At 65.8% G+C, this 25,700-nt stretch carries 27 protein-coding genes; 11 read left to right on the forward strand and 16 right to left on the reverse strand.

Annotated elements, in window-relative coordinates; translation table 11 throughout:
• Positions 1–218: 218 nt before the first annotated feature.
• The 3 genes from Q8M85_RS06060 (at position 219) to Q8M85_RS06070 (ending at position 2,658) form a co-directional block, all read left to right on the forward strand.
• On the forward strand, positions 219–959 hold the full coding sequence (locus tag Q8M85_RS06060) for an SH3 domain-containing protein (protein WP_305541623.1): 741 nt from the start codon (positions 219–221) through the stop codon (positions 957–959).
• Between the two features lie 77 nt (positions 960–1,036).
• On the forward strand, positions 1,037–1,885 hold the full coding sequence (locus Q8M85_RS06065) for a carbohydrate ABC transporter permease (protein WP_305541626.1): 849 nt from the start codon (positions 1,037–1,039) through the stop codon (positions 1,883–1,885).
• Positions 1,882–2,658 carry a carbohydrate ABC transporter permease gene (locus Q8M85_RS06070; RefSeq protein WP_305541629.1) on the forward strand — a complete coding sequence of 259 codons (777 nt, stop codon included), beginning with the start codon at positions 1,882–1,884 and terminating at the stop codon, positions 2,656–2,658. Before Q8M85_RS06065 ends, Q8M85_RS06070 begins: the two co-directional genes overlap by 4 nt.
• A 24-nt stretch (positions 2,659–2,682) precedes the next feature.
• Here Q8M85_RS06070 and Q8M85_RS06075 read toward each other — a convergent pair whose 3' ends face one another.
• From Q8M85_RS06075 to Q8M85_RS06085, 3 genes are read right to left on the reverse strand one after another with little or no spacing between them, the layout of a single operon-like run.
• Complete coding sequence (locus Q8M85_RS06075) at positions 2,683–3,198, reverse strand: helix-turn-helix transcriptional regulator (protein ID WP_305541632.1); 516 nt, start codon at positions 3,196–3,198, stop codon at positions 2,683–2,685.
• Positions 3,195–3,830 (reverse strand): cytochrome b/b6 domain-containing protein, encoded by a 636-nt coding sequence (locus tag Q8M85_RS06080; RefSeq protein WP_305541635.1) that lies wholly within the window; start codon positions 3,828–3,830, stop codon positions 3,195–3,197. The genes Q8M85_RS06075 and Q8M85_RS06080 overlap by 4 nt, the downstream gene beginning before the upstream one ends.
• Before the next feature lies 1 nt (position 3,831).
• Positions 3,832–4,230 (reverse strand): PepSY domain-containing protein, encoded by a 399-nt coding sequence (locus tag Q8M85_RS06085; RefSeq protein WP_305541638.1) that lies wholly within the window; start codon positions 4,228–4,230, stop codon positions 3,832–3,834.
• Between the two features lie 85 nt (positions 4,231–4,315).
• Here Q8M85_RS06085 and Q8M85_RS06090 point away from each other — a divergent pair, with 85 nt between their 5' ends.
• The 3 genes from Q8M85_RS06090 (at position 4,316) to Q8M85_RS06100 (ending at position 8,427) form a co-directional block, all read left to right on the forward strand.
• Entirely contained in the window at positions 4,316–5,470 is a 1,155-nt protein-coding gene (locus Q8M85_RS06090; protein ID WP_305541643.1) for an AI-2E family transporter, read from the forward strand.
• Positions 5,467–6,138 carry a DnaA/Hda family protein gene (locus tag Q8M85_RS06095; protein WP_305541646.1) on the forward strand — a complete coding sequence of 224 codons (672 nt, stop codon included), beginning with the start codon at positions 5,467–5,469 and terminating at the stop codon, positions 6,136–6,138. Before Q8M85_RS06090 ends, Q8M85_RS06095 begins: the two co-directional genes overlap by 4 nt.
• Positions 6,139–6,225: 87 nt before the next feature.
• On the forward strand, positions 6,226–8,427 hold the full coding sequence (locus Q8M85_RS06100) for an RNA degradosome polyphosphate kinase (RefSeq protein WP_305541649.1): 2,202 nt from the start codon (positions 6,226–6,228) through the stop codon (positions 8,425–8,427).
• Between the two features lie 57 nt (positions 8,428–8,484).
• Here the strand turns inward: Q8M85_RS06100 and Q8M85_RS06105 are convergent, their stop codons facing one another.
• Both Q8M85_RS06105 and Q8M85_RS06110 read right to left on the reverse strand, forming a co-directional pair.
• Positions 8,485–8,940, reverse strand: a complete 456-nt coding sequence (locus Q8M85_RS06105; RefSeq protein ID WP_305542977.1) for an MmcB family DNA repair protein — start codon at positions 8,938–8,940, stop codon at positions 8,485–8,487.
• A 307-nt stretch (positions 8,941–9,247) separates the two neighbouring features.
• The gene (locus tag Q8M85_RS06110; RefSeq protein ID WP_305541652.1) at positions 9,248–9,559 is read right to left on the reverse strand and encodes a hypothetical protein; all 312 of its coding nucleotides are present in this window, start codon (positions 9,557–9,559) and stop codon (positions 9,248–9,250) included.
• Between the two features lie 192 nt (positions 9,560–9,751).
• On the opposite strand from Q8M85_RS06110, the gene Q8M85_RS06115 reads away from it, so the two are divergent.
• Positions 9,752–10,174 carry a host attachment protein gene (locus Q8M85_RS06115; protein ID WP_305541655.1) on the forward strand — a complete coding sequence of 141 codons (423 nt, stop codon included), beginning with the start codon at positions 9,752–9,754 and terminating at the stop codon, positions 10,172–10,174.
• Between the two features lie 224 nt (positions 10,175–10,398).
• Here the strand turns inward: Q8M85_RS06115 and Q8M85_RS06120 are convergent, their stop codons facing one another.
• From Q8M85_RS06120 to Q8M85_RS06155, 8 genes are all read right to left on the reverse strand, one after another.
• Positions 10,399–10,665, reverse strand: coding sequence for a hypothetical protein (locus Q8M85_RS06120; RefSeq protein ID WP_305541658.1), 267 nt, complete (start codon positions 10,663–10,665; stop codon positions 10,399–10,401).
• Position 10,666: 1 nt separating this feature from the next.
• A complete protein-coding gene (locus tag Q8M85_RS06125) occupies positions 10,667–12,493 on the reverse strand; it encodes a M3 family oligoendopeptidase (protein WP_305541661.1) in 1,827 nt (608 codons plus the stop codon).
• Between the two features lie 143 nt (positions 12,494–12,636).
• Positions 12,637–13,635, reverse strand: a complete 999-nt coding sequence (locus tag Q8M85_RS06130; protein WP_305541664.1) for a Gfo/Idh/MocA family protein — start codon at positions 13,633–13,635, stop codon at positions 12,637–12,639.
• A gap of 33 nt (positions 13,636–13,668) precedes the next feature.
• Entirely contained in the window at positions 13,669–14,304 is a 636-nt protein-coding gene (locus Q8M85_RS06135; protein WP_305541666.1) for a class I SAM-dependent methyltransferase, read from the reverse strand.
• 87 nt (positions 14,305–14,391) lie between these two features.
• Positions 14,392–15,144 carry a CDP-diacylglycerol--serine O-phosphatidyltransferase gene (gene pssA / locus Q8M85_RS06140; RefSeq protein ID WP_305541669.1) on the reverse strand — a complete coding sequence of 251 codons (753 nt, stop codon included), beginning with the start codon at positions 15,142–15,144 and terminating at the stop codon, positions 14,392–14,394.
• Positions 15,145–15,146: 2 nt separating this feature from the next.
• Complete coding sequence (locus Q8M85_RS06145) at positions 15,147–15,839, reverse strand: phosphatidylserine decarboxylase (protein WP_305541672.1); 693 nt, start codon at positions 15,837–15,839, stop codon at positions 15,147–15,149.
• 86 nt (positions 15,840–15,925) lie between these two features.
• Positions 15,926–16,822, reverse strand: a complete 897-nt coding sequence (gene rpoH / locus Q8M85_RS06150) for an RNA polymerase sigma factor RpoH (protein WP_305541674.1) — start codon at positions 16,820–16,822, stop codon at positions 15,926–15,928.
• Between the two features lie 184 nt (positions 16,823–17,006).
• On the reverse strand, positions 17,007–18,983 hold the full coding sequence (locus tag Q8M85_RS06155; protein WP_305541677.1) for a potassium transporter Kup: 1,977 nt from the start codon (positions 18,981–18,983) through the stop codon (positions 17,007–17,009).
• Between the two features lie 355 nt (positions 18,984–19,338).
• Between Q8M85_RS06155 and Q8M85_RS06160 the strand changes: the two genes are divergently transcribed.
• Positions 19,339–19,890: a DUF4189 domain-containing protein gene (locus Q8M85_RS06160; protein ID WP_305541680.1), complete on the forward strand. Its 552-nt coding sequence runs from the start codon at positions 19,339–19,341 to the stop codon at positions 19,888–19,890.
• A gap of 39 nt (positions 19,891–19,929) precedes the next feature.
• Here Q8M85_RS06160 and Q8M85_RS06165 read toward each other — a convergent pair whose 3' ends face one another.
• The 3 genes from Q8M85_RS06165 to Q8M85_RS06175 form a co-directional block, all read right to left on the reverse strand.
• The gene (locus tag Q8M85_RS06165; RefSeq protein ID WP_305541683.1) at positions 19,930–20,391 is read right to left on the reverse strand and encodes an N-acetyltransferase; all 462 of its coding nucleotides are present in this window, start codon (positions 20,389–20,391) and stop codon (positions 19,930–19,932) included.
• A 4-nt stretch (positions 20,392–20,395) separates the two neighbouring features.
• Entirely contained in the window at positions 20,396–20,653 is a 258-nt protein-coding gene (locus Q8M85_RS06170; RefSeq protein ID WP_305541686.1) for a YjhX family toxin, read from the reverse strand.
• 337 nt (positions 20,654–20,990) lie between these two features.
• The gene (locus Q8M85_RS06175; RefSeq protein ID WP_305541689.1) at positions 20,991–22,082 is read right to left on the reverse strand and encodes an RluA family pseudouridine synthase; all 1,092 of its coding nucleotides are present in this window, start codon (positions 22,080–22,082) and stop codon (positions 20,991–20,993) included.
• Here Q8M85_RS06175 and Q8M85_RS06180 point away from each other — a divergent pair.
• The 3 genes from Q8M85_RS06180 (at position 22,081) to Q8M85_RS06190 (ending at position 25,684) form a co-directional block, all read left to right on the forward strand.
• Positions 22,081–22,425: a DUF6476 family protein gene (locus Q8M85_RS06180; RefSeq protein WP_305541691.1), complete on the forward strand. Its 345-nt coding sequence runs from the start codon at positions 22,081–22,083 to the stop codon at positions 22,423–22,425. The genes Q8M85_RS06175 and Q8M85_RS06180 overlap by 2 nt on opposite strands.
• 61 nt (positions 22,426–22,486) lie before the next feature.
• A complete protein-coding gene (locus tag Q8M85_RS06185) occupies positions 22,487–24,163 on the forward strand; it encodes an ATP-binding protein (protein WP_305541694.1) in 1,677 nt (558 codons plus the stop codon).
• Between the two features lie 84 nt (positions 24,164–24,247).
• Positions 24,248–25,684: an amidase gene (locus Q8M85_RS06190; RefSeq protein ID WP_305541697.1), complete on the forward strand. Its 1,437-nt coding sequence runs from the start codon at positions 24,248–24,250 to the stop codon at positions 25,682–25,684.
• The last annotated feature ends 16 nt before the right edge of the window (positions 25,685–25,700 follow it).

Below are 25,700 nucleotides of genomic sequence, written 5' to 3' on the forward strand. Positions count from 1 at the left end.
TTACCTCGTCGGTGAAGAACGCCCCGTCTGATGCTACGATGAAGTTTCCGCGTTGACCTGCAATGATTCGAGGACCCCGCATGGATATGTCGTTTGCAAGATCGATCAGAATTCGCCTTCCTTTGATTGCGGGGTTCGTTCTGGCGGTTCTCCTGGCCACAACCCTGGCGTCACAAGCCCAGGTTTCAGAACGGGCCGAGCCGGTGACGGGCCCCGGCGTGACAACCATCGGAGGCATTGCGACCGGCGCGCGCATCAACGTCCGCAGCGGCCCGTCCGCGCTGTTCCCGGTGGTCGGGACGCTTGGCTACGGAACGCGGGTGACCAAGGGGCTTTGCATCGGGGGCGGCAGCGCCCGGTGGTGTGAGGTCGAGACGATGGATGGCAAGATATCGGGCTACGTCTCGGGGCGTTTCCTTGTGGAAGGGGCGGAGAGGCCGACCGACGACGATCTGGCGGGCGGCCCGGACTACTGGGCGGTGCGGGGCCTTGCGGCCAACGAACGCCTTGGTGTCCGACTTGAGCCAAGATCCGGCTCGACCGTGCTTGCCACGCTGAAGAACGACGAGATCGTCAGAAACCTTGGCTGCCGGATGACCGGGTCCCAGCGTTGGTGCCGGATCCGATCGCTCACCGGGATGGACGTCACCGGCTGGGTCGCCGCCCGCTACCTGCGCGAATCGCGTGGACCGATTGCGATCCAGCCCCCGGTCGGCGGCGGGTCCGGTGGCTCCGGCCCGGATTTCTATGTAGTGGCCGGGCTGGCTGCCGGCGATTTCCTGAACGTGCGCTCCAAGGCGTCGACGCAGGGGACGGTGATTGCCCGACTTGCCCAGGGGGCCAGGGTCAAGAACCTTGGGTGCCAGGTGTCGGGGCAATCCCGCTGGTGCAAGATCCAGAAGACGGGCGGGGTCCAGGTCACCGGATGGGTGAACGGACGCTACCTGCGCGAGGGGTGAGCGCAAGGTCAGGCCGCGATGGCAGCCGCAAGGCACGGGGTTGACTTGGGAAACACTTGCCTGTCCCCTGCCTTCCCATGCGTCCGCATGATAATCGCGCCTGGTTCCTGATCCTGCCTGCCCTGACGCTTTTGGGCCTTGTGGGCGCGCTGCCGCTGCTGGCGGTCATCAACTACGGCTTTCACGACATCTTCACCCTGTCCGATGTCTTCTGGGTTGGGCCGCAGTGGTTTGCGGACATCCTGCAGTCCGACCGCTTCCTTGCCTCGCTGGGTCGGAGCCTTCTGTTCTCCATCCTCGCCCTTGGCATCCAGGTTCCGCTTGGGATCGGGGTGGCGCTGCTGCTGCTGACCTATGGCAGGCGGGCGGTCTGGGGGCTGATGCTGGTGGCGCTGCCGCTGGTGGTGCCGTGGAACATGATCCCGATGTTCTGGCTGGGGCTGATCCAGCCCGAGACGGGGTTGCTGGGGCCGAGCCTCGCCACAGTCGGCTTCGACTGGAAGTTCACCGGCTGGCATACCTGGGTGCTGATCCTGGTGATGGACACCTGGCACTGGCTGGGCCTGGTCGTGGTGCTGGCCTATGCCGGGCTGCCGGCGATCCCGCCCGCCTACTTGCAGGCGGCGGCCATCGACGGCGCCTCACGCTGGGCGGTGTTCCGGTTCATCCAGTTGCCGCGCATCACCGGGGCGCTGGCCATCGTGTTCCTCTTGCGCTTCGTCGACAGCTTCATGATCTACACCGAGGCCTTCGCGATCAACGCGGGCGGCCCCAACGACGCCACCCGCTTCCTGACGCTGGAACTGGGTGAGGAAATCAAGGGCTTTTCCTATGGCCAGGCGGCCGCGCGGGCGACGCTGTATTTCCTGATCGTGCTGGCCGTGGTCTGGGCCTTCGTCGCCGCCACGCGTGAGCGCGAGACATGAGACACCTGGGCATCCTCGCGCTTGCCGGATTCATCCTGCTGCCGCTGGTGCAGGCCGTCATTCTCAGCTTCACGGCGACGCTGCCTACCGATCGGGTGGCCGAGGGGACCATCGGTCTGATGAATTATCGCAGTGTCCTGGCCGCGCCCGAGCTGAAGGCGGCTATGGTAAATTCGCTGATCTACGTGGTCCTCAACGTCGGGCTTTGCATCGGGATCGGCCTGCCCGCAGCCTATGCGCTGGCCCGCTACCGCTTTGCCGGGGACCGGCATTTCCTGCTGATGATCCTGGTGTTCCGGGTCACGCCGCCGGTGGTGCTGTCCTTGCCGATCTTCATCCTGTTCAGCCAGTTCGGCCTGGTCAACTCACCCGTCGGGATCGCCCTGGTGCATTGCCTGTTCAACCTGCCGGTGGCGATCTGGGTGCTGGAAAGCTTCATTCGCGCGGTGCCAAGAGAGTTCGACGAGACGGCCTTCCTGGACGGTCACACGGGGGCTTCGTTCTTTTTCCGCCACCTTATCCCGCAGATCGCGCCGGGGATCGGGGTGGCGGCCTTCTTCTGTTTCATCTTTTCCTGGGTCGAGGTCGTCTTCGCCCGCATCCTGACGGTCACCGGGGGCAAGCCGGTCACCATGGCGATCCAGGCGATGTTCAGCTTTCAGACCGACATCGGGATGGTGATGGCAATGACCTGCCTGTCGCTCGTGCCGGGGGTGGCGATGATCTGGTTCGTCCGAAACCATCTGGCGCGCGGCTTCACGCTGCGGGCCTGAGTAGGGTGGGCGATATCGCCCACCCTACGCTGCCGCAGGAACAGCTGCACCCAACAGATCCTCGACGAAGAACGCCGCAAACTGGGCGCGGCCCGAGACCCCGGCCTTGGAATAGATCCGTGTCAGCTGTGCCCGCACCGTGCCTTGCGCGGCGCCACGCAGCTCGGCGATCTCGGCCACGTCAAGGCCCTTCAGCGCCAGGAACCCCACGTCTCGTTCGGCCGGCGTCAGCGCCCAGGCCTGGAACTGGCGGTCGATCACGTCCGACAGCGCCCCGCGAGCCACCGCAAGCGCCTGGTCCTGGGCGCGCAGAAGCTCGATGGTGCGGCGCAGGGCGAAGGTGCCGAAGAGGATCCCAAGGACGAGGGCCGCGGTCACCACGGCCTCGAAGATGAAGTGGACCGACATCGGATCCGCGCGCAGGTCGCCGATCACGTCGCCGACGAAGAACACCGTCCCCAGCGTCTGCACCACCAGAAAGATCGAGAGCGCCGCAGTCTGGCGGCGCCCTGCAGTGATGATGTCCGGGGCGGCGGTCATTTGCGCCTTTGGCCAAGCACCATCGGCGCGACCAGGCTGCGACGCAGGGCGCGGGCTTCGACGAAGACGCCGACGACGTGCAGCGCGGCAAGGATCAACAGCAGGTTGGCAACCACTTCATGCACCTCTTCGGCTGTGTGACGCAGGCTGTTGTCCCCGTCTTCCGAGGATTCGCCTTCGCTCTCCCTGATCAAAGCAGACCAGTCGCCGGATGCAACCGCTGCCTTGTCGTCGGCCACCTGCATCGGTGTCGCACCGCCGGTCATCACCAGCCCGGTGACGGTGACCAGTGCCAGGCAGGCCCAGAACGCATAAGCCATCAGCGCGCCCGCGGGGTTGTGTGACGGGTAATGCCGCACCCGGCCCGAAGCAAGCTGGCGCACGTGGCGCAGCGCGGCGACGGGGTTGGGCGGGAAAGCCGAGAAGCGGGCCTCCCGGGGGCCAAGCACCCCCCAGACCAGCCGCAGCACCAAAAGCGCCAGCACCAGCCAGCCAAGCGAGACGTGGAGAAGGCTGCCGCCCTCGTCCAGTGCGGCGTTGACCAGGACCGAAACGGCGATCCCCCAATGCGTGATCCGCACGACGGGGTCCCAGAGCGAGGGCGGGGCAGCGGTAGTCCGGGGGGTTGCCATGTCAGTCTTCCGCCTTGATCTCGACAACCTTGCCCGAAGCCGGGTCAAGGTAGACCTCCATCGGCTTGCTGGTGGCCGTGTCGGTGCACTTGGCCTCGATCTTGCCATCCTCGGCCTCGAACTCGGTCACCTTGCAGCCTGCCTTTTCCAGCGCCGCCGTGGCGGTGGTCGGGTCGGTGCCGATCAGGTCGCCCACAACGGGCATGGCCAGCGCCGCCATCGGCATCGAGGTCAGTGCAAGGAGGGTGAGAAGCTTCAGTTTCATCGTCTTGCCTTTCGGTTCGGCCTTGCAAGGAAGCAAGGGCCAGAGCCGGGACACCGCGTCCCGGATGACCCCTTCTGCACCGATCCCAAGCCCCGCCTCCATCCCGGCGGCGCTTACCCCGTCGGACTTAAGCACATGCTGACAGCGGGTTTCCGCCCGTCTCTCCCCTTGCGCGGGTTGGCAGCGCGGGCGATATGTGGGGCAAAGCGAAGGAACCCGCATGGCCCTGCCGATCTCACACCAGTTGCGCTACTGGGGCATCGCCGCGGCGGTCTTCCTGCTGCTTCTGTGGTTGCTGGGAAATGTGCTCTTGCCCTTCATCGTCGGCGGCGCCATCGCCTATTTCCTGGACCCAGTGGCCGACCGGCTGGAGCGTCTGGGCATGTCCCGCGTCACCGCGACGACCGTGATCTCGCTGGTGGCCTTGCTTCTGGTCGTCCTGCTGGTGCTGGCGGTGATCCCGACGCTGGTCAACCAGCTGACCGCACTGGTCAATGCAGCGCCCGACATCGCCAAACGCCTGCAGGGCTTCCTGCTGGAACGTTTCCCCGAGCTGGCCGACAGCACCTCGACCATCCGCCAGACCCTTGCCGAACTTGGCGCGGCTATCCAGGCGCGGGGCGGAGAGCTGGTGCAGGGCGTCGTAAGCTCGGCGCTGGGGGTGATCTCGGTCGTCGTCTTCATCGTCGTCGTGCCGGTCGTGGCTTTCTACCTTCTCCTGGACTGGGACGAGATGGTCGCCCGGATCGATTCCATGCTGCCTCTGGACCACGCCCCCACGATCCGCCGCCTTGCGCGCGAGATCGACGCGGTGCTGGCGGGCTTCGTGCGCGGCCAGGTCTCGGTCTGCCTTGCGCTGGGCACCTTCTACGCCGTCGCCCTGATGGCGGCGGGCCTGCAATTCGGCCTGATCGTCGGGGCCATCGCGGGCGCCATCACCTTCATCCCCTACGTGGGCTCGCTGGTCGGCGGGATTCTGGCCGTCGGCCTTGCGCTGTTCCAGTTCTGGGGCGACTGGCTGCAGATCGGCATCGTAGCGGCCATCTTCGCGGCCGGCCAGTTTGTCGAGGGCAACATCCTGACCCCCCGCCTGGTGGGCAAGTCGGTCGGGCTGCACCCGGTCTGGCTTTTGTTCGCGCTGTCAGCCTTCGGCACCGTCTTCGGCTTCGTCGGCATGCTGATCGCGGTGCCTGTCGCCGCCTCGATCGGGGTGCTTACCCGCTTCGGCATCGAGCAATACCGCGCAAGCCTGCTGTACAAGGGGACCACCGCGCGCAGCGCCCAGCCGCCCGAAGCCGTGCCGCTGCCCGCCGCGCCGGTGCCCCGTCAGAAGCGCAGCCGCAAGACCACCGGCGGGGCCGGAGAGGGCGCGTGACCCGCCAGCTTGCGTTCGACCTGCCCAACCCCGAGGCGATGACGCGCGAGCATTTCTTCGTGGCTCCCTCGAACGCGCTGGCACTGCAGGCGGTCGAGGGCTGGCAGGACTGGCCGGGCCGGAAGCAGATGATCGTCGGCCCAGAAGGCTCGGGCAAGACGCATCTTGCGCATGTCTGGGCCGCTCTGGCCGAGGCGGTGATCCTGCCCGCCGACAGGCTGGCCGATGTGGACATCGCCAGCCTTGCCGGGCGGGCGGTGGCAGTCGAGGATGCCGACCGGATCGGCGGGGGCGCAAGCGGGGGGGCCGAGGCCCAGCTTTTCCACTTGCACAACCTCGTCACCACTTCGGGCGCGCTTCTGCTGACCGCCCGCACCCCGCCGCGCGACTGGGGCCTGGCGCTTGCCGACCTGAAAAGCCGGATGCAGGCCACCGCCATCGCGACCCTGGACGGGCCGGACGATACGCTGCTTTCGGCCGTGCTGGTCAAGCTCTTCGCCGACCGCCAGGTCGCAGTGCCGCCGAACCTGATCCCCTATCTGGTCAGCAGGATGCCCCGGTCGATCGGCGCCGCTCGGGGCCTTGTCGCGGCGCTGGATGCCCGCGCCCTGGCCGCCGGTCGGCCCATCACCCGGGCGCTGGCGGGCGAGGTTCTTGGCCTTGATTAGGACGCACATCAGCTTTGCTGGACAGTCTGCGGACAAGCTGCCTAACTGTCGCAATAGTTTCACAGTGTGGACGGCATAAGCGCGCCCATGACCCAGGCTGATTTCCTTCGTTCCCCGTTCCCCGCGCCCGTCGAGCTGCCCTTCGCAGAGACCGCCGGCCCCGGCCGCTTCTTCAACCGCGAGCTCTCCTGGCTGGCCTTCAACTGGCGTGTGCTGGAAGAAGCCGCGAACCCCCAGGTCCCGCTTCTGGAACGGCTGCGCTTTTTGTCGATCAGCGCCACAAACCTGGACGAATTCTATACCGTCCGCGTGGCGGGCCTGCGCGCCCTGGTCCGCAACGGCAATGCCACCCTGTCCGAAGATGGCCGCAGCCCGGCCGAACAGTTGCAGCTGATCAACGCCGATGCGCGCAGTCTGATGCAGACCCAGCAGACCACCTTCAACCGCCTTCGCAAAGAGATGGAGACCGAGGGGATCACCCTGGTCCAGCGGACGAAACTGACGGCGCGCGACCTGAAGCATCTTGAGACGCATTTCCTGTCGAACGTCTTTCCGGTGCTGTCCCCCCTGGCCATCGACCCCGCACACCCGTTTCCCTTCATCCCGAACACCGGATTTTCCCTGGCGCTAGAGCTGGAGCGGATCACCGATCACCGCCCGCTGAAGGCACTGCTGCCGATCCCGCAGCAGATCGCGCGCTTCGTGCCCCTGCCGGGAAAAGAGGGCGAGCACCGGTTCCTGCCGCTGGAAGAACTTCTGCTTCTGCACCTCGACATGCTGTTTCCCGGTTACACCGACCGCGGCCATTGCACCTTCCGCGTGCTGCGCGACAGCGACCTGGAAGTCGAGGACGAGGCCGAGGACCTGGTGCGCGAGTTCGAGACCGCGCTGAAGCGCCGTCGCCGGGGCGAGGTGATCCGCCTGAAGCTTTCCGCCGGTGCGCCGGAAAGCTTGCGCGCGCTGATCATGGAAGAGCTTGCCGTCACCGAGGACGAGGTGGTGGAAGTGAAGGGCCTGCTGGGCGTCGCCGACCTCAAGGAATTGATCCTGTCCAGCCGCAAGGACCTGATGTGGCCCCCCTTCATCCCCCGGGTGCCGGAACGGGTGAAGGATCACGAGGACGACATGTTCGCCGCGATCCGGCAAAAGGACATGCTGCTGCATCACCCGTATGAGACGTTCGACATGGTCATCCGTTTCCTGCAGCAGGCGGCGACCGACCCGAACGTGCTGGCGATCAAGCAGACGCTCTATCGCACCTCCTGGGACAGTCCCATCGTCAGCGCTTTGTGCGAAGCAGCCGAGAACGGCAAGTCGGTGACGGCGCTGGTGGAACTGAAGGCGCGCTTTGACGAAGCTGCGAACATCCGCCAGTCGCGGCGGCTGGAACGGGCCGGGGCGCATGTCGTCTACGGCTTCGTCAACTACAAGACCCACGCCAAGATCAGCACCGTCGTCCGCCGCGAGGGTGACCACCTGGTCACCTACACCCATTACGGCACCGGCAACTACCACCCGATCACCGCGCGGATCTACACTGACCTTTCGTTCTTCACCTGCGACCCGGCGCTTGGCCGCGATGCGACCAAGGTCTTCAACTACCTGTCTGGCTACGTGCAGCCGCAGGGTCTGGAGAACCTGGCGATCAGCCCGATCACGCTGAAGCCGCGCCTTCTGGACCTTATCGCATCCGAGGCCGACCACGCCCGCGCCGGACGTCCTGCCGAGATCTGGGCCAAGATGAACTCGATCATCGAACCCGACGTGATCGACGCGCTTTACGCAGCAAGCCAGGCCGGGGTGAAGATCAGCCTCATCGTGCGCGGCATCTGCGGCTTGCGGCCCGGGGTGAAGGGCCTGTCCGAAAACATCCGGGTAAAGTCCATCGTCGGGCGCTTCCTGGAACATTCCCGCATAGTCTGCTACGGCAACGGCTACGGGCTGCCGGCCAAGAAGGCGCGGGTGTTCTTCTCATCTGCCGACTGGATGGGTCGCAACCTGACGCGGCGGGTGGAAACCCTGGTCGAGGTGCATAACCCCACCGTCAAGAACCAGATCCTCAGCCAGATCATGGCCGCAAACCTGGGTGACGAGGCGCAAAGCTGGGTCCTGTCGCCCGACGGCAGCTATGCCCGCGACCTGGGTCCCGAGGGCGCGCAGCTGTTCAACTGCCACCAGTTCTTCATGGAAAACCCCTCGCTTTCGGGCCGCGGAACGGCGGCAAAGGACGCACCGCGCCTGATCCCGGTGAAGGACGACGACACGTCGGGGGGTGTCGCGGCACGGTAGGGGCCGGATCAAATTCCTTCGAAGGAATTTGCAAATCTTTTCGAAAAGATTTGGCTCTCAAACCCCCGCGACGGGATCCCGCATCAACTGCAGCCGCCCCGCCGCCGCCCGGGCGAAGGTCCGCAGCACCACCTTGCGCCGCGCGCCCGACAAGGGCGTCTCCGGTGCCATCCGCACAACTTCGGCATCGTAGGGGTCGGCCAGAATCAACCCGGTGTCGGGTGGCAGAAGCTCCACCGGGAAATCGGCATCCACTGCCCAGAAGAACCGGTCGCACCAGTCGAGGTAGCCCTGCCACTTGCGGTCGGCCCGGTAATCCGCCCGGCCCGACTTGCACTCAACCACCCAGACCTCGCCTTTCGGTCCCAGCGCCATCACATCGACCCGCAGGCCCGACGTCGGGATAAGTTCCTCGACGCAAACGAAATCCAGGGCCCGCAGGCCCCGGCAGACGCCACGTTGCAGGCGCTGACCCGGCAGGGCGGGCAGGGTTTCTGCGATGTCGACCGGCATGTCCATGTGGGCAAATATGAACCAAAGGTGAACATCTGTCCAGCCTTGCGCCCGGCCCCCCACACGCCTATCTTGAGCCTTGGCGGGTTCTGCTCCTCACGTGCGAGGCCTTTTTTCCAGTGGCCGATAAGCAAACGCACGGGGGCTGGCTCTGACAGGATCCTGGTCCTGTTACCTGGTCCCCACCTGAGACCTCTGGCTCTCGGGAAATCCCGGCACTCCACGGCTGCTGCGGGCCCGCCACCCGTTATCCGGGCACCCGGAGTTTTCGAAAACTCCGGTCCGATTTCTTCGAAGAAATCGGGGCCTAGCGCCGACCGTTCCGCTGCTTGACGGGAACCGGCACGGGCACCAGGACCGGCTCGCGCGCGCCGCGGCCCCCCATCGGACCCGCGTCGTCTTCCGCCATGTTCATGATACGGAACGCAAACTGCACGGCCGAGAAGACGATGCCATTGAAGATCACCAGCATCGCGACAGCGATCAGGCCGATGTCAGACCCCAGCACCAGATGCCCGATCCCCGCCACATCCAGCCACATCAGCCCGCCGGTGAAGGCCGCAGCCACCGCGAAGCCCACGGCGACGCTTTCAAGGTAAAGGCGAACGAGCTTGGGCATCTTGATCTCCTGTCTTCCTTCCGAAGCTAGGGGCGCGGAACCGGCTTGCCAAGCCCCACGTTGCTAACATGCGCGTTTCCGCCGCATGCAGGGCAGCGCCAGTGAAAAATGTGGCATGCCCTGATCCTTGTCATGGTGCAGCCGCTCATCCTTGCGGACTGTTGCCCGCAAGCCAACAAGAAAGGAAATGTCATGAAAGCCGCAGACACGCTTTACTGCATCGCCGACGAACGGGGCTTCCGGCTCCTGCGCGGCAACGGTGGCAAACTGGACCCGATCCACGCCGCCGGAGCGGATGATTTCGCCGATTGGTCCCACACCATCACCGAAACTGGCCGCAACCGCTCGGGCGGGATCAACTTCGGCAACGGTGGAAGCGATGACGACGCGATCGAACGTCCGCGCCTTGCCAAGCATGTCGTCGCCGCTCTGGAGGCCGAATGGAAGAAGGGCGGCGCTGGCCGCATCGTCCTTGCCGCGGGCCCGAAGATGCTGGGAGCCTTGCGCAAGGCGATGCCGAAGGACCTTGCGCATGAGATCACGGCAGAGTTTTCGAAGGACCTGTCCGACGTGCCCGAACACGAGCTGCTGGATCATCTGGAGGCGAAAGGCTGAGTTTGCTCCACCCTTCGCCACCATACATCAAGTTAGCACAGCACCGCTCTCAGTTACTGCCACCCAATCGGAAGACAGCGGGGGCGGGCCATCAGGCGGGATAGCAGAAGAATATCCGGCCCGTCCTGGGATTGTCGCCGATGAAGCAGGCAGGCGGCTGACCCAGTTCCACGCAGTGCAGCTGATATCGCTGCCAGATGTCGTCGAAGAAGGGCGAGCCCTCGCTAATCCGAGCCAAGAATCCGAGCCGAGCCCACCTCGGCCAGGTCATCGTAGCGGTCCCTGATACCGATGCTACGCCCGCCCTGCTGCGTGAAGGGTATCCGACAGTCCAGCCGATCAACAGCCTCAGCGGTAGGAAGCGATCCCGACCTTGCTCCGATGTGAAGCAGGTACGCCACCTGCCGAACCCGCCGCACCGCGTCGGCCGGCTCGACCCGCTCATGGTCACTCCAGGCCGCCACGGCACGCTGAAGGTCGGACCAATGCATCCTACCCCTCCATCGCCTCCAGCTCGTCGATGAAGCCCGCGATCATCGACAGGCCCTTGTCCCAGAACTTCGGGTCACTGGCGTCCAGCCCGAAGGGCGCAAGCAGGTCCTTGTGGTGCATCGACCCGCCCGCCTTCAGCATGGCGAAGTACTTCTCTTGAAAGTCCGGCAGGCCGCCCGCATAGGCCGCGTAAAGCGCGTTCACGAGACCATCTCCGAAGGCATAGGCATAGACGTAGAAGGGCGAGTGGACAAAGTGCGGGATATAGGCCCAGAAGGTCTCATACCCATCCATGAACTCGAAGGCGTCGCCCAGGGACTGCGCCTGGACCGACATCCACAGCGCGTTGATATCCTCGGGCGTCAACTCCCCCTGCGCCCGGGCGGCGTGTAGTTTGCATTCGAAGTCGTAGAAGGCGATCTGGCGGACGACCGTGTTGATCATGTCCTCGACCTTGCCCGCGAGCAGCGTCTTCTTTTCCGCTGGGGTCTTCGCCTGGTCCAGAAGCTTGCGGAAGGTCAGCATCTCGCCGAAGACGCTGGCGGTTTCCGCCAGCGTCAGGGGGGTAGAGGACAGCAATTCGCCCTGCCCCGCTGCCAGAACCTGATGCACGCCGTGGCCCAGTTCATGTGCCAGCGTCATCACGTCGCGCGGTTTTCCGAGGTAGTTCAGCATCACGTAAGGGTGGACTGTGGTGACCGTGGGGTGCGCAAAGGCACCGGGGGCCTTGCCGGGTTTCACGCCAGCGTCGATCCAGCCCTTGTCGAAGAAGGGCGTGGCAAGGTCGGCCATCCGGGGATCGAAGGCCGCGTAGGCCTCGGTCACCATGCGGCGCGCTTCGGACCAGTCCACGATGCGCGGAGTTTCCGACGGCAGCGGGGCGTTGCGGTCCCAGACTTGCAGCTTGTCCAGGCCCATCCACTTGGCCTTCAGCCGATAGTAGCGGTGCGAAAGTTTCGGATAGGCCGCGACCACGGCGTTGCGCAGGGCCTCGACGACCTCGGGTTCGACGTGGTTCGACAGGTGACGACCATGCTGGGGCGAGGGCATCTTGCGCCAGCGGTCGTGAATTTCCTTCTCCTTGGCCAGCGTGTTGTGGATGCGGGCGAAGAGCTTGACGTTCTTCTCGAACACCCCCGCCAGCGCCTGCGCCGCCGCCTGACGCCGGGGGCGCTGGGGGTCGGTCAGAAGGTTCAGCGTGGCTTCCAGGTTCAGCTCTTCCGCTTCGCCCTCGACCGCGAACATCAGGCCCGCCATCGTCTCGTCGAACAGCTTGTTCCAGGCCGACGCGCCGACGACCGACTCGTCATGCAGGAAACGTTCCAGCTCGTCCGACAACTGGTGCGGACGCATCGCGCGCATCCGGTCAAAGACCGGCTTGTAGCGCGCAAGGTCCGCGTTGGCGGCCAGGAGGCGGACCAGGTGATCATCGTCCAGCCGGTTGAATTCAAGCGAGAAGAACACCAGCGGAGTCGTCGCCGTGGTCACCTTGTCCTGGGCATTGCCCATGAACTGCGCACGTTCGGGGTCGATGGTGTTCTGATAATAGCGCAGCCCCGCATAGGACATCAGCCGCCCGGCGATGACCTCGATACGTTCGTATTCCTGCACGCAGGCCAGAAGGCCCGCCGCGTCCTGCCGACCCAGCCGCCCCTCGTAGGTCTGGGCAAAGGCGGCGCAGGCGCGTTCCAGTTCCGCCATGTCGGCCGCGAATTCCGGGCCATCGGCGCTGGGGTAAAGGTCGGTCAGGTCCCAGTCGGGCAAATCGCCGAACCCGCCCCCGCTGGCATTTGCATCGAAAACGGGCTTGGGCAGGGGCAGGGTCATCGGGTCCTCCGGTATACTTTCGCTTGATCTAGGCTTGCGGTTGGTCCGGGAAAACCCCCGGACCACGCCTCGTTCGACTTCGTCGCCTCGTCGTGATGCGCCTCCCCCCAGCGAGGAGTGACGAAGTCATCGACGAGCGGGTGTCAGATATCGACGGCGACCTCGTAGACCCGGTCCATCATCGCCTGGGTGCCGCGCACGAATTCCAGCGGGCAGGGATAGGCTGCTCCCTCGCGGACGGTTCGGCCGAAGGCCTCGACCTGCAGCTTGTAGTGGTTGGCCGTGGGGAAGCGTTCGACGATCACCCGGTTGCCGTCCTGGTGCAGTTCCACCTCGGCCAGGTCGTTGACGTTGGCGTTGAAAGGACCGCCCTCCAGCCGGATCATACCCTTCGTCCCCTGGAACGTCGCGACCTGCCGGTTGTACATCCGCATCGAGGTCACAGAGCCATAGGTGAAGCGCCCTGCATAAGGTTTATTGGGCGGCCCCTCCATCGTGGCCGCGACCTGGGCGAAGGTATCGACGCCATTGTCGCGGTGGATGCGGGCCGAGATGTCCACGGGCTCCGCACCGGTGACAAAGCGCATCGACCCGAAGGTATAGACCCCGATGTCGCGCAACGACCCACCGCCGGTTTCCGGCTTCATGCGGATGTTGCCCATGTCGGTCAGGTTGAAGCTGAAGGCGACGTCGGCATGGACCAGATCGCCGATCTCTCCGGCCTCGAACCATTCCTTCGCGCGCTGCCACTGCGGATGGTGGACGATCATGTAGGCCTCTGCCGCAAGCAACCCAGAGCGATCCCGCGCCGCGATGATCTGGTCGATCTCGCGCGCTTTCAAGGCGATGGGCTTTTCGGTCAGCACATGCTTTCCGGCCGCAAGGCACTTCAGCGTCCATTCGACGTGCATGTGGTTCGGCAGCGGGATGTAGACCGCGTCGATCGACGGGTCGGCCAAAAGCGCCTCATAGCTGGTATGGACTGTCAGCGAGGGACAGAAGGCCTGGAACCCCGCGGCCTTCGACGCATCCGACGTCGCCAGCGCGGCCAGTTCCGCCCCCTCGGCGGCGTGGATCGCCGGAGCCATGTGTTCCCGCGCGAACCGCGCCGCACCCAATACACCCCATCTGACCGGCTTCATGTCATCCTCCCCGAAAGCACCGACGCCAATAGGTCAGGTTTTGACGGGACCTTCAACCCGGCGGAAGCGCAGGAAGGTCATCAGGCCAAAGGGCCTTACCTGGCGGCTCTCCTCCAGCCGGAGCAGCGGATGCCCCAGCACCCGGTCGATGGCAAAGTCGGAGTGCCAGCCCAGCAGGTTCGCCAAGGGTGCCGCCAGCCGCTCGGCCACCGCCCAGCCTTCGGCGGCGCGGCCCGCGAAGTGGTTGGCGATCATCACCGAGCCTCCGGGGCGCACCACGCGGGCCATCTCGTCCAGCACCCGCTCCGGCTCGGGGACGACGGACATGATATGCATCGCGGCGACATGATCGAAACTTGCATCCGGGAAGGCGATCCGCCGCGCGTCCATCTGGTGCAGGCCGTCCAGGTTCTTCAAACCGCCCTTCTGCGCCCGAACCTCGGCCTCACGCAGCATCTCGGCGGAAAGGTCGATCCCCGTCACCCGCACATGCGCACCATAGTAGCCCAGCGCCAGGCCGGTTCCGATCCCCACCTCCAGCACTGCCCCGCCCTGGGCGTTCACATGCGCCGCCGCCAGGATGCGCCCGCCCTGCGTGATCCGCCCGAAGGTCAGATCATAGACCGGCGCCCAGCGGCGATAGGATTTCTGGATGGCCTCTACTTGCATGCACATGATTCCTTTGGCATTTCCGCAAAGGCGAGAGTGCCGCCCGCACCCCGGATTGCAAGGAAAAGCCGCAACCTGCGCGGGAAATCAGCCGATGCCGGGCTTGCCCAGACTGCGAACGGCCAGCCAGAGGACCCCGGCCAGATAGGCCAGGCACAGGGTCAGAAGCGTGGTCCAGGGATAGGTGAGCAGAGCCGCAACCACGACCACCGCGCCCACCAGCACATAGCGTGCGTAGTCGGTCGCAATGGTGATACGCTTCAAGGACGGGGTGCGGACCCGGCTGATCATCAGCGCGCCGATCCCCACCATCCAGGCCGCGACCAGCACGGGGGGAAGGTGCAGGGCCCGGTCGGTTGCAAAGGACAGGTAAAGCGGCGACAGGACCAGCATGGCCCCGGCAGGTGACGGCACTCCGATGAACACCGTCTTCTCGGCCGGTTCGCCCACCGTGTTCCTGCTTCCCACGTTGAACCGCGCCAGCCGCAGCATGCAGCACACCGCATAGACCAGCACGGCGATCCACCCAAGGCTCGTTTCCGGCCGAAGGCCCCACATGTACAGGATCAGCGCCGGCGTGACACCGAAGTTCACGAAGTCGCACAGGGAATCGAGTTCCGCCCCGATGGCGCTTTCCGACTTGAGCATCCGGGCAAGCCGTCCGTCCAGCCCGTCCAGCGCCGCAGCAACCCCGATCAGCAGGACCGCCATCGTGAAGTTTCCGGCGATGCCGTAGCGGATCGCCGTCAAACCCGAGCAGAGCGCAAGGATCGACACGAAGTTCGGCAGAAGCTTCAGCAGCAGAAGCTCCCGCGGGGGGTCGGACGGCCTGCGCGCCATGCCTACTCCACCCGCGCGGCGCGGGCGGGCGCATCCTGCCCGATGAAGGCGATGACGCTTTCGCCAGCAACCATCGTCTGGCCCAGAGCGACCTGCGGCTGCACACCCTCGGGCAGATACACGTCAAGGCGGCTGCCAAAGCGGATCAGGCCGAAGCGTTCGCCGGTGCGGACGCTGTCGCCGGGCTTTTTCCAGCACATGATCCGGCGTGCGACCAGGCCTGCGATCTGCACCACGGCGATCTTGCGACCGTCCTGCATCTCGATTGCCAGGGCGTTGCGTTCGTTTTCTTCCGATGCCTTGTCCAGCGAAGCGTTGAAGAACTTGCCAGGCCGATAGGCGACGGCGGTAACGCGGCCAGCAATGGGCGCGCGGTTCACATGGCAGTTGAAGACCGACATGAAGACCGAAACCCGGACCAGTGCCTCTGGGCCTATGCCCAGCTCGACCGGAGGCACCGCGCGCTCGATCAGGCTGACGACGCCGTCGGCGGGGCTGACCAGCAGGCCTGCGTTCTCGGGCACCGCGCGCTTGGGGTCACGGAAGAAATAGTAGCACCAGACGGTCAGGCCCAGACCAAGCCAGCCCAGCGGGTCCCACAGCCAGAAAAGGACCAGTGAGACGGCCGCGAAGACGGGAACGAATTTCCACCCCTCGGGGTGCATCGGCTTGAGAAAGGTGTCGATCATGCGCATGGACGTCCTCCTACCCTTCCAAAGGCCCTTGGGCAAACGAAAAGGCCGTGACCCAGGGTCACGGCCTTAGGTCTGACAGTCCTTGCTTACGCCGGGATCACCATGCCCTTGCCCTTGGCAAGTTCCCGCATCTTGGCCTGCAACTTCTCGAAGGCGCGGACCTCGATCTGGCGGATACGCTCGCGGCTGACGCCATAGCTTTCCGACAGCTCTTCCAGCGTCACCGGGTCTTCCGACAGGCGGCGCTGCATCAGGACGTCCTTTTCCCGGTCGTTCAGGACAGACATCGCCTGCACCAGAAGCGCCCGGCGGGCGTCAAGCTCGTCCTTTTCCTCATAGGCTTCGGCCTGGTCGGAATCCTCGTCTTCAAGCCAGTCCTGCCACTGGGTGGCACTTTCGCCGTCCGAGCCGACCGTCGCGTTCAGCGACGCGTCCGAGCCCGACAGGCGGCGGTTCATGTCCACCACCTCGGCCTCGGTCACCGACAGGTCCTTGGCGATCTGGGCCACATTCTCGGGCCGCAGGTCGCCTTCCTCCAGCGCGCCGACCTTGGCCTTCGCCTTGCGCAGGTTGAAGAACAGCTTCTTTTGCGCGCTGGTCGTGCCCAGCTTTACCAGCGACCAGGACCGCAGGATGTATTCCTGGATCGAGGCGCGGATCCACCACATCGCATATGTGGCCAGTCGGAAGCCCTTTTCCGGGTCGAAGCGCTTGACGGCCTGCATCAGCCCGACGTTCGCCTCACTGATCACCTCTGCCTGCGGCAGACCGTAGCCGCGATAGCCCATCGCGATCTTCGCGGCGAGGCGCAAGTGGCTGGTCACCATCTGGTGCGCGGCGTTGGCATCCTGATGGTCGACCCAGCGTTTCGCCAGCATGTATTCCTGTTCAGGTTCCAGAAGCGGAAACTTCCGAATTTCCTGCAGATACCGGTTCAAGCCCTGTTCCGGGCTTGGCGCGGGTAAGTTCGTGTAGGTGCTCATCCTTGCCCCCTCATCTGCCCGGTGCGTCAGCGCCCCCGGGAACGCGATAACCTAAAGTAACCTGCATACCCTTGCAAGGGTTCCGTGACACACAAGGTTTAACGTCAAGTGTGCGCCCCGCCGTCGGCAATGAAGGATCATGTCAAGGGTTTCACGCGAATGTCAGAATTCCCGACTGTTTTAATCATATTGCCACCCGCTCGCCCAGTTCCACCACCCGGTCACGCGGCAGGTGGTAAAAATCCGTCGGGTCCGCCGCCATCCGGGACAGCGCCACATAGATCCGGTCCAACACCAGCTCCCATCCTGCTCCCGTCGCAACCGCCCGCCTGCGCCCCAGAAAGAAGGTCGAGGCCATCACATCGAACTTCAGCCCCGCCGCCCGCGCATGCACCATCGCCCGGCTGACGTTCGGCGTCTCCATGAAGCCGAAGCGCAGGATCAGCCGCACGAAGCAGCCCCCCAGCGGTTCGACCGTCACCCGCTCGTCAGCCGTCGCATAGGGCACGCGCAGGGTTTCCACCGTCAGCAGGACCGTCTGCTCGTGCAGGACCCGGTTGTGCTTGATGTTGTGCAACAGCGCCGAGGGCACGATCCCCGGATCGCCGGTCAGGAAAAACGCCGTGCCGGGGATCACGTTCACGCTGGAGTTCCGCATCATCCGCACGAAGCTTGCGACCGAGATCGCGAGCTTCGCCACCCGCGCCTTCACCGCCTGCGTGCCCCGCCACCAGGCCCACATCAGCATCCCCACCACCGCCGCAACGACCACTGGCACATAGCCGCCATCGGCGATCTTCAGCGCGTTCGAGGCCAGGAACACCAGTTCCACCCCCAGGATCGGCGCGGCAAGCAGCACCGCCCACGGTGCGCGCAACCGGCCCGAGCGCACCAGGTACAACACGCCCAGCACCGAAGTCAGCACCATTGTCCCCGTGACCGCGATTCCATACGCCGAAGCCAGTGCCGAGGACGACCCAAAGGACAGCACCAGCCACAACACCCCTCCAAGCAGCAGCCAGTTCACCGCCCCGATGTAGATCTGCCCGCTTTGCCCCTCGGCGGTATGCACGATGCGCAGCCGCGGCAGGAAGCCCAGCTGGACCGCCCCCCGCGCCATCGAGAACGCCCCGGTGATCACCGCCTGGCTTGCAATCACTGTCGCAATGGTGGCCAGGCCCACAAGGAACGGCAGGCTCGACTCGGGCGCCATGGCAAAGAACGAGTCCCCGGCCTTTTCCGGTGCGGCCAGGACCATTGCGCCCTGCCCCAGATAGTTCAGCACCAGTGCCGGCAGCACCAACGCGAACCATGCCAACATGATCGGCGGTCGTCCGAAATGCCCAAGGTCGGCATACAGCGCCTCGCCCCCGGTCACGGCCAGGAACACCGCACCCAGGACAACGAAGGCCACCCCGGTATGGTACAGCAGAAAGCTTATGCCCCAGACCGGGTTGATGGCTGCCAGCACCGAAGGTGCATCCGCGATATGCCAGACGCCAAGGCCCGCCAGCACCAGGAACCAGACCACGCAGATAGGCCCGAAAAGCGCGGCCACGCTGGCCGTTCCTCGCCGCTGCACCATGAAGAGCGCGATCAGAATACCCAGCGTGATGGGCAAGACGTAGGCAGAAAGCGTGGGAAGGATCAGCCCCATCCCCTCGACCGCCGACAGGACCGAGATCGCCGGAGTGATCGCCGCATCGCCCGCAAAAAGCGCCGCCCCGCACAGCGCCAGCAGCAGGACCGGCACCGACCGTCTTCCCGCCGCCAGCCGCACCAGCGTGTACAGCGACAGGATGCCGCCCTCGCCCCGGTTGTCTGCGCGCAGAAGGAAGAAGACATACTTCACCGTGACGATCAGGACCAAGGTCCAGATCAGAAGCGACAGGATGCCCAGCACTTCGGCGGCACCGGGACGTGCCGCGCCGGTGGCACGCAGCGCCTCGCGGAAGGCGTAGATCGGCGAAGTGCCGATATCGCCATAGACGACCCCGATCGCGCCGATCGTCAGCGCCCCAAGGCCCTGGCGGTGGGTTGCGTCGCGGTGGATGTCGTCTGGAACGGTCTCGGCCTGCAGGTAGTCGGCGATGTCCAGCGCTTCTTCATCGAATAGCGGCAAAGCGGGTTGGACGTCCCGCGGAATCGGGTCGTGGATCATGGCTCACCCTTGGGTGTTGCTTGGACGGTGGATGGGGTTTGGCTGCATGTCCGGCAGATCGCCATCTCGCCCAAAGGGCGAAGGCCGGGTCCGGTTCCCCCCTGGCAGGAGGGGTGCGCTTTGGCTCCGATGCCGTTACCGACTCAGACGCCGGCGTGCGAACAGGCATAGCCCGATAACGGTCGCGTGACAATGCTGCGCCTGCAAAGCGGCGGAGACCGGCTTGGATGCGGGCGTGGACACGGGCTTGGACATGGGCAAGCCGCCGCCGTCCGGGATCAGGTTCTCCCCACCTTACAGCGGTGGGTTTTGCGGCTATGCCTCGGGTCCGACAGGATAATCCACAAAGGTTGCCATGCGCCATCTGCCGCTTTGCCTTGCCGCCCTCGCCTCCCTCGTCTGGCTGATCCCTGGCCAGGCCTTGGCCTACTACCCCTGCAACGGACCTGGCCCGGGCGAGGTGCTGATCGGTGTCGACCCCGGCGGCAACGGTATCGCTCCGACGCCCCTGTGCGAATATGTGGGCGAGGATGGTGGCGGTGGTGACGGCTTCAGCGACCCCGGCGGCTATTGGGTCGACCAGTATGCGACGCTGGCCTGGGGCACCGATCCGAACGGCGGGCCGACCTATTCGTGGTACATGAACGCCACCAGCCAGGCCGAGGCCGACACCGGTGCCATCGCCCAGTGCCAGTCCTCGGGTTTCCGCGACTGCCGGATCGCGATGGGCGTGACGAACGGCGCGATCGCCATCGCCATCGACAGCAGCGGGGCGCTGCACACCGACTGGGGCGAGGATGCGCGCCAGGCCAGGAAAAAGGTGCTGCGCTATTGCAAAGGCCAGGGCGGCAAGGGCTGCAAGATCGAACAGGTCCTGGAAAGCCCGGCAGCCTGGGTCAGCAACTGAGGTCGCGACCGGCGGGATTGGACCGCCGGTCGCATCGGCTCAGCCGGACAGGGTCTTTGTGAAGATCACCTTGTCGTCCCCGGTTTGGTAATAGTCCCGGATCCGTGCCTCGCGCCGAAAGCCAATCCGGGTGTAAAACCGCCTTTGTCTGGCAAATCCCAGTGCACCCGAGGTTTCGACCAGCAAGAGCCGCACCCCGTTTGCGCGCAGCGCCGTCTCGACTGCGTCCACCAGTCGACGGCCGACACCCTGCCCCTGCCGTACTGGATCAACCGCCAGCAAAAGCAGGTTCCAGGTCCCGTCGGTCAGTTGTTCTGGCGCGGCATAGGCAAGACCCGTGCCGTCGTCGGCAACCAGCCATAGCGCGGCAGTGCAGCCGTCCAGCCAAGGCGCCGCCATCTCTGGAAGCATCTCAGCCGGAAAGAGGTCAACCGCCGCGATCACGGCCTGTACTGCGGCAAGGTCGTCCCGCCGCAGCGGGCGAATGATGTCCTGTGTCATGGGTCTATCCCTGATTGTCGAGTTGTGCCCGGACAGACAGCCGCCCCATCCGCGAGATGCGGTAGGGTCCGCCGCCTTCCGAGGCGATCAGCCGCTTGCGCCGCAGGCGTCTGAAGACGTCCAGCGTGCAGTCGGCCAGAACGAAGCCGTCGCGGGTGACACACAGGATCTCGTCGATCTTGCTGCCCTGCCGCGAATGGTCGATGCGCCCGCCAAGGGCGAGGACGTGCAGCACCCGCTGCTCGGTCCGTGAGATGTTCATTGCAAAGTCCGTGGTCTGTCGCCATGCCGGACCGAACGCAGGCCAATGCGCTGCGTCGGTCGTTCATGTCATCCCGTCACCCCGGCAGGCGGGGCGGATGACGTCAGCAGGCGAAGACAGTCTCGAACATAAAGCGCACTCCAGGGGCCAAGTCTGCCCGTGCAGCACCAACATAGCGGACCCAAATCCCTTGCGGAAGGGATTTGACAGATTTCTTCCTCAAGAAATTTGCCCCTGGGACTGCGGTCAGACACCTTACCAAATCCCTAACGTCCGCGACCAAGTCATTGATCTTGCGGGCGTCCCGGGTTTTGTCCACCGTGGACACCCCTGCGGCCTACCCCGCCCGCAGCGCCGCGATCAGCCCCGCCATGTCGCCCGGCAGGGGCGAGGTGAACTCCAGCCGCTCCCCCGTCACCGGATGATCGAACCCCAGGCTCGCCGCATGCAGGGCCTGCCGGGGGAAGCTGTTCCCGATCTCCGCCGCCGCCCCCAGCGCCTTGTCCGACAGCCGCTTTTTCCCGCCATAGGTCTGGTCCCCCAGAAGCCCATGCCCGGCATAGGCCAGGTGAACCCGGATCTGATGGGTCCGCCCCGTCTCGAGCCAGCAGTCGACCAGCGCCGCCTGCCCTGCGAACCCCTCCACCACATGCGCGCGGGTCACGGCGTGGCGACCCTGGTCCCAGACCACCGCCTGCCGCTGCCGGTCGGTCTTGTGTCGGGCCAGGTGCGTCGCGATCCGCAGGATGCCGCCCGCCTCGAAGCTGATCCCCCGCAGCCCCCGCAACCGAGGGTCGGTGCCCGAGGGCACGCCGTGGACCACTGCGAGGTAGTGCCGGTTGACCGAGTGATCCTCGAACTGCCGGGCCAGCCCATGATGCGCCCGGTCGGACTTGGCGACGACCAGAAGACCCGTGGTATCCTTGTCGATCCGGTGGACGATCCCCGGCCGCCGCTCGCCCCCGATCCCCGACAGCGTGTCGCCGCAGTGATGCAGTAGCGCGTTGACCAACGTCCCTGAGGGCGATCCCGGCGCGGGGTGGACAACCATCCCCGCGGGTTTGTCGATGACGATCAGGTCGCCGTCCTCCCAGATCACTGACAGAGGAATGTCTTCGGCCAGCGTCTCGACCACGGCCGCCGGGTCCAGGCGCAGGGTATAGGTCTCGCCTTCGGCGACCTTCGCTTTGGGGTCGGTCACGGCCAGCCCGTCGCGCAGCACCGCACCCTCGGCGATCATCCGCATCAAACGGGATCGCGACAACGCCGCTTCCTCTGGCACGGCGGCCGCAAGCGCCTTATCTAGGCGGGCGGGAGCATCCTCGCCGATGGTGACGACAAGCGACCCGCCGCCTGACCCGCCGCCTGACCCGCCGCCCGACCCACCGCCGTCGCCGAAACCATCGTCGTCTCCGAAAGGCCCGTCCATGTCCGATCCTGCCCCGCCTGTCGACATGTCCGACGCCTCCGATGCGGCCCTGCCGCCCAGCCTGCGGCTTCTTAAATGGCTGGTCATCCTGCTGACGCTGACGATGATCGGTGGCGTCATAACCGTGGTTGCGCTGATTGTCACCCGGATGCCCCAGGCCTTCACCGTATCTGCCCCGCGGTTGCCCGACGAGGTGCGTCTTCCCGACGGAGCAAAACCCGCCGCGGTCACTTTCGGCACTGGCTGGACCGCCGTCGTCACGACCGACGACACCATTCTGATCTTCGACAGCAACGGTCTGTTGCTGCAAGAGGTCCCAATTCAAACGACCCCCGGCCCTTGACCGATGATGCAGCCATGAGGCTACTGTCAGGCCCAGGTTGCAACCCATTGGTGCGGACGTGATGCCCTCGCTCTCCTCCATGTCCAACGCCGACGGAGAGCGGCTGCGCGATGAACTGGCGCGCCAGCATCGCATCCTTCGGGGCGAGGTGGTGCCCCGGCTGCTGCTTGTGGGTCTGGCCTATGCGATCTGCGCGCAGTTCGTTGCGCCCTGGATCATGATCGCGCTGTTCGTGGTCGAGGTGGGCGGCGAAGTGATCTCGCAATACCTGTTGCGCGGTCTTGACCCGCTCCGGGCGCCGCGGCGCTACCAGATGTTCCTGCTGAGCCTTGTGCCGATGGAGGCGGCGCTGATCTCTGCGGCGGGGCTGGTTTGGCTGCAGGACGATCCCTATGCCAAATCCATCGCGGTCGGGATCGTCATGGGCTCACTTCTGCATCTGTGTTCGGTCCGGTCGATCCACCTGGCGCTGGGGGTCGTTGGAATGGTGACGGTGGCGGTGGTGGTCCTAGCGTTCAATACCGTCCACTGGCTTGGCGAAGGCAACCTAGTCGGACTGGCGGTGTCGACGCTGACGGCCATTGCGGCCATCGTCTATGCGGCGACAGCGATGATCTCGAACCATCGGTTGCACCGTGCCGGTGCCGAGGCCACAGCGGCGGCAAAGGCCGCGAATGTCGCCAAGGGCCGGTTCCTGGCCCAGATCAGCCACGAGCTGCGCACCCCGCTCAACGCCGTGATCGGACTGGTCGAGATCGAGGCCGCCAATGCGGCAGGGTCGTCACGGCAACGGCTGCGGACGGTGGCGACGTCGGCCCGGGACCTTGCGGTGATGCTGGACGATGCCGTCGACTATTCCGCGCTGACCGAGGGGCGGGTTGCGGTGACGCCCCGGCCCGTGGCGCTGCGGCCCGAACTGTCGGCCAGCCTGCTGGTCTTCGAGCTGCAGGCGCGCAACCAAGGGCGCGAGCTGACAGTCGGGGTTGGCCGCGACGTCCCCCCGGTGGTGTTGATCGACAGCCAGCGCGTGCGACAGTGTCTGGGCAACCTGATCGGCAACGCGCTGAAGCATAGCTCGCGCGGGCCCGTCACGGTGACGGTGCGCCATCAACGGGGCCGCCTGCAGATCGACGTGGCCGACCTGGGCAAGGGGATCCCCGCTTCGCTGCAGGATCGGGTGTTCGAGCCCTTCTTCCGGGGCGCGGGCGAGACTCCGGGCGTGGGTCTTGGCCTGGCGATCAGCCGGGCGGTGGCGCGCCAGATGGGCGGGGACCTGGTCCTGCTGCCAGTGGCACAAGGCACGACGTTCCGGCTGACGGTCGCCGCCCCCGAGGCGGAAGCGGCGCCGGAAGCGCATGGTATCGCCGATTTCCGCGACCGGGTGATCCTTGTTGTCGATGACATCGCCACCAACCGGCTGGTGGCGGCGCAGCTTCTGACGGCGGCGGGTGCCCGCCCGGTCGAGGCGGGCAGCGGTCCAGAAGCCTTGGCCCGGCTGGAGCAGGGCGGCATCGACGCGGTGCTTCTGGACCTCATGATGCCGGGCATGGACGGCCAGGAAACACTGTTCCGTATCCGCGAAACGCATGGCCGCAAGATCCCCGTCGTGGCGATGACGGCGGATGTCCTGTCGATCCGGCGCGACGACACGCTGCGTGAGCGGCTGGACGGGTTCCTGCCGAAACCGATCCTGCCCGAGACCCTGCGCGAGGTGCTGGCCCAGGTTCTGCGCCGCTGACGCATCCGGGCCAGCGGTGTCGGTCCCGGACATGCCCTGCCGGGCGCGGGGCCGCAGTCTGGGTGGATCAACACGGGGGTTCAAATGATCGGAGATCTGGGCGCGGCGGATGCAACCGCCCTGGCCGCACTGGTGGCTGCGGGCGAGGTGACGCCTTCGGAGCTGCTGGATGCCGCGCTGGCGGCGGTCGAGGCGCGGAACCCTGCCTTGAACGCCGTTGTCCTGGTGCAGGAAGGCGTTGCGCGCAAGGCCATAGCCGACGGCTTGCCTGCCGGGCCGTTCCGGGGGGTGCCGTTCCTGATCAAGGACCTGGGGATCGAGGCGAGGGATTTCCCGTCGCACAATGGCTCGCGCCTGTTTGCGAACACGGTTTATCCGGGTGATTCCAGCATCTTCGCGCGGATAAAGGCGACAGGCGTGGTCACATTTGGGCGTACCACGTCGCCGGAAGGGGGCGTGGGTGCCGCAACCGAGGCGGCCGTCTACGGCGGTCCGACGCGGAATCCCTGGGGGCTGGAGCATACCTCGGGCGGGTCCTCGGGCGGGGCAGGCGCAGCAGTGGCGGCGGGGATCGTCGCCTTCGCGCATGGGTCGGACGGCGGCGGGTCGGTGCGGATTCCGGCGGCGTCCTGCGGGCTTTTCGGGTTCAAGCCGACGCGGGCGCGGCTGCCGGACGGGCCTTACGCCGGCGAAGGCTGGGCGGGCATGGCGATCGACGGGTTCCTTACGCGGTCGGTCCGCGATACGGCGGTGATGCTGGACGCCTGCGAGGGGGCCGACCAGGGCGCGCCGTATTTTGCGCCACCCCTGGGACGCGGCCATGCGGCAGCGATCTCTCGCCCGCCCCGGCGACTGCGGGTTGGTCTTTGCGACACGACCTTTACCGGAGAGCCAATCGATTCAGAAGTGGCCGAGGCGGTTCGGGCAACCGGGCGGCTGCTGGAAAGCCTGGGGCATCACGTGGAACCCGCGCGTCCCCGCGCCGATGTGCCGATGATGATGCGGGCCTGGACCGACATCGTCGGCATCGGCACCGCGCTGTCGATCCGGTCGAAGCTGGGCGACCGACCGCCGCGGCTCGATGAGGTCGAGGCGGTGGGCCGCGGCGCCTGGGCCTATGCGCAGTCGCTGCATCCGACGCGTTATCTGGAGGCCGTGGGTCAGATCCACGCTTTCGGGCGGCAGATGGCGGGGTTCTTCGACGAAGGGCCGGACATCCTTTTGTCCGCGACTTTGGCAGAGCCTCCGGCCAAGGTGGGACGGTTCAGCCATGACACCGAGGATTACGTCGGCTATCGCACCGGGCCGCAGGGCATCTTCGCCTATTCCCCCTTCTGCGCGGTCTTCAACGCTTCGGGACAGCCGGCGGCAAGCCTGCCCCTGGGCTGGTCGAAGGCAGGTCTGCCGATCGGAGTGCATCTGGCCGCAGCCTTCGGGCAGGATGAGGAACTGATCGCGCTATGTGCAGAAATCGAGCGGGCGAGCCCCTGGGCGGGCAAGCGTGCGCCGATGGCCGAATAGGGGGAAGAAATCGCTT

It is taken from the genome of Tabrizicola sp. (assembly GCF_030694085.1).
GTDB lineage: Bacteria > Pseudomonadota > Alphaproteobacteria > Rhodobacterales > Rhodobacteraceae > Tabrizicola.

Excerpts from the sequence above, each read along its gene's own strand:
- Q8M85_RS06190 (WP_305541697.1), top strand. The coding sequence starts at position 24,248 with ATGATCGGAGATCTGGGCGCGGCGGATGCAACCGCCCTGGCCGCACTG.
- Q8M85_RS06175 (WP_305541689.1), bottom strand. The coding sequence starts at position 22,082 with ATGGACGGGCCTTTCGGAGACGACGATGGTTTCGGCGACGGCGGTGGG.
- Q8M85_RS06100 (WP_305541649.1), top strand. The coding sequence starts at position 6,226 with ATGACCCAGGCTGATTTCCTTCGTTCCCCGTTCCCCGCGCCCGTCGAG.
- Q8M85_RS06180 (WP_305541691.1), top strand. The coding sequence starts at position 22,081 with ATGTCCGATCCTGCCCCGCCTGTCGACATGTCCGACGCCTCCGATGCG.
- Q8M85_RS06130 (WP_305541664.1), bottom strand. The coding sequence starts at position 13,635 with ATGAAGCCGGTCAGATGGGGTGTATTGGGTGCGGCGCGGTTCGCGCGG.
- Q8M85_RS06070 (WP_305541629.1), top strand. The coding sequence starts at position 1,882 with ATGAGACACCTGGGCATCCTCGCGCTTGCCGGATTCATCCTGCTGCCG.
- Q8M85_RS06185 (WP_305541694.1), top strand. The coding sequence starts at position 22,487 with ATGCCCTCGCTCTCCTCCATGTCCAACGCCGACGGAGAGCGGCTGCGC.
- Q8M85_RS06075 (WP_305541632.1), bottom strand. The coding sequence starts at position 3,198 with ATGACCGCCGCCCCGGACATCATCACTGCAGGGCGCCGCCAGACTGCG.
- Q8M85_RS06145 (WP_305541672.1), bottom strand. The coding sequence starts at position 15,839 with ATGCGCATGATCGACACCTTTCTCAAGCCGATGCACCCCGAGGGGTGG.
- pssA (WP_305541669.1), bottom strand. The coding sequence starts at position 15,144 with ATGGCGCGCAGGCCGTCCGACCCCCCGCGGGAGCTTCTGCTGCTGAAG.
- rpoH (WP_305541674.1), bottom strand. The coding sequence starts at position 16,822 with ATGAGCACCTACACGAACTTACCCGCGCCAAGCCCGGAACAGGGCTTG.
- Q8M85_RS06115 (WP_305541655.1), top strand. The coding sequence starts at position 9,752 with ATGAAAGCCGCAGACACGCTTTACTGCATCGCCGACGAACGGGGCTTC.
- Q8M85_RS06065 (WP_305541626.1), top strand. The coding sequence starts at position 1,037 with ATGCGTCCGCATGATAATCGCGCCTGGTTCCTGATCCTGCCTGCCCTG.
- Q8M85_RS06135 (WP_305541666.1), bottom strand. The coding sequence starts at position 14,304 with ATGCAAGTAGAGGCCATCCAGAAATCCTATCGCCGCTGGGCGCCGGTC.
- Q8M85_RS06160 (WP_305541680.1), top strand. The coding sequence starts at position 19,339 with ATGCGCCATCTGCCGCTTTGCCTTGCCGCCCTCGCCTCCCTCGTCTGG.
- Q8M85_RS06120 (WP_305541658.1), bottom strand. The coding sequence starts at position 10,665 with ATGCATTGGTCCGACCTTCAGCGTGCCGTGGCGGCCTGGAGTGACCAT.
- Q8M85_RS06155 (WP_305541677.1), bottom strand. The coding sequence starts at position 18,983 with ATGATCCACGACCCGATTCCGCGGGACGTCCAACCCGCTTTGCCGCTA.
- Q8M85_RS06170 (WP_305541686.1), bottom strand. The coding sequence starts at position 20,653 with ATGAACATCTCACGGACCGAGCAGCGGGTGCTGCACGTCCTCGCCCTT.
- Q8M85_RS06165 (WP_305541683.1), bottom strand. The coding sequence starts at position 20,391 with ATGACACAGGACATCATTCGCCCGCTGCGGCGGGACGACCTTGCCGCA.
- Q8M85_RS06105 (WP_305542977.1), bottom strand. The coding sequence starts at position 8,940 with ATGCCGGTCGACATCGCAGAAACCCTGCCCGCCCTGCCGGGTCAGCGC.
- Q8M85_RS06080 (WP_305541635.1), bottom strand. The coding sequence starts at position 3,830 with ATGGCAACCCCCCGGACTACCGCTGCCCCGCCCTCGCTCTGGGACCCC.
- Q8M85_RS06090 (WP_305541643.1), top strand. The coding sequence starts at position 4,316 with ATGGCCCTGCCGATCTCACACCAGTTGCGCTACTGGGGCATCGCCGCG.
- Q8M85_RS06125 (WP_305541661.1), bottom strand. The coding sequence starts at position 12,493 with ATGACCCTGCCCCTGCCCAAGCCCGTTTTCGATGCAAATGCCAGCGGG.
- Q8M85_RS06110 (WP_305541652.1), bottom strand. The coding sequence starts at position 9,559 with ATGCCCAAGCTCGTTCGCCTTTACCTTGAAAGCGTCGCCGTGGGCTTC.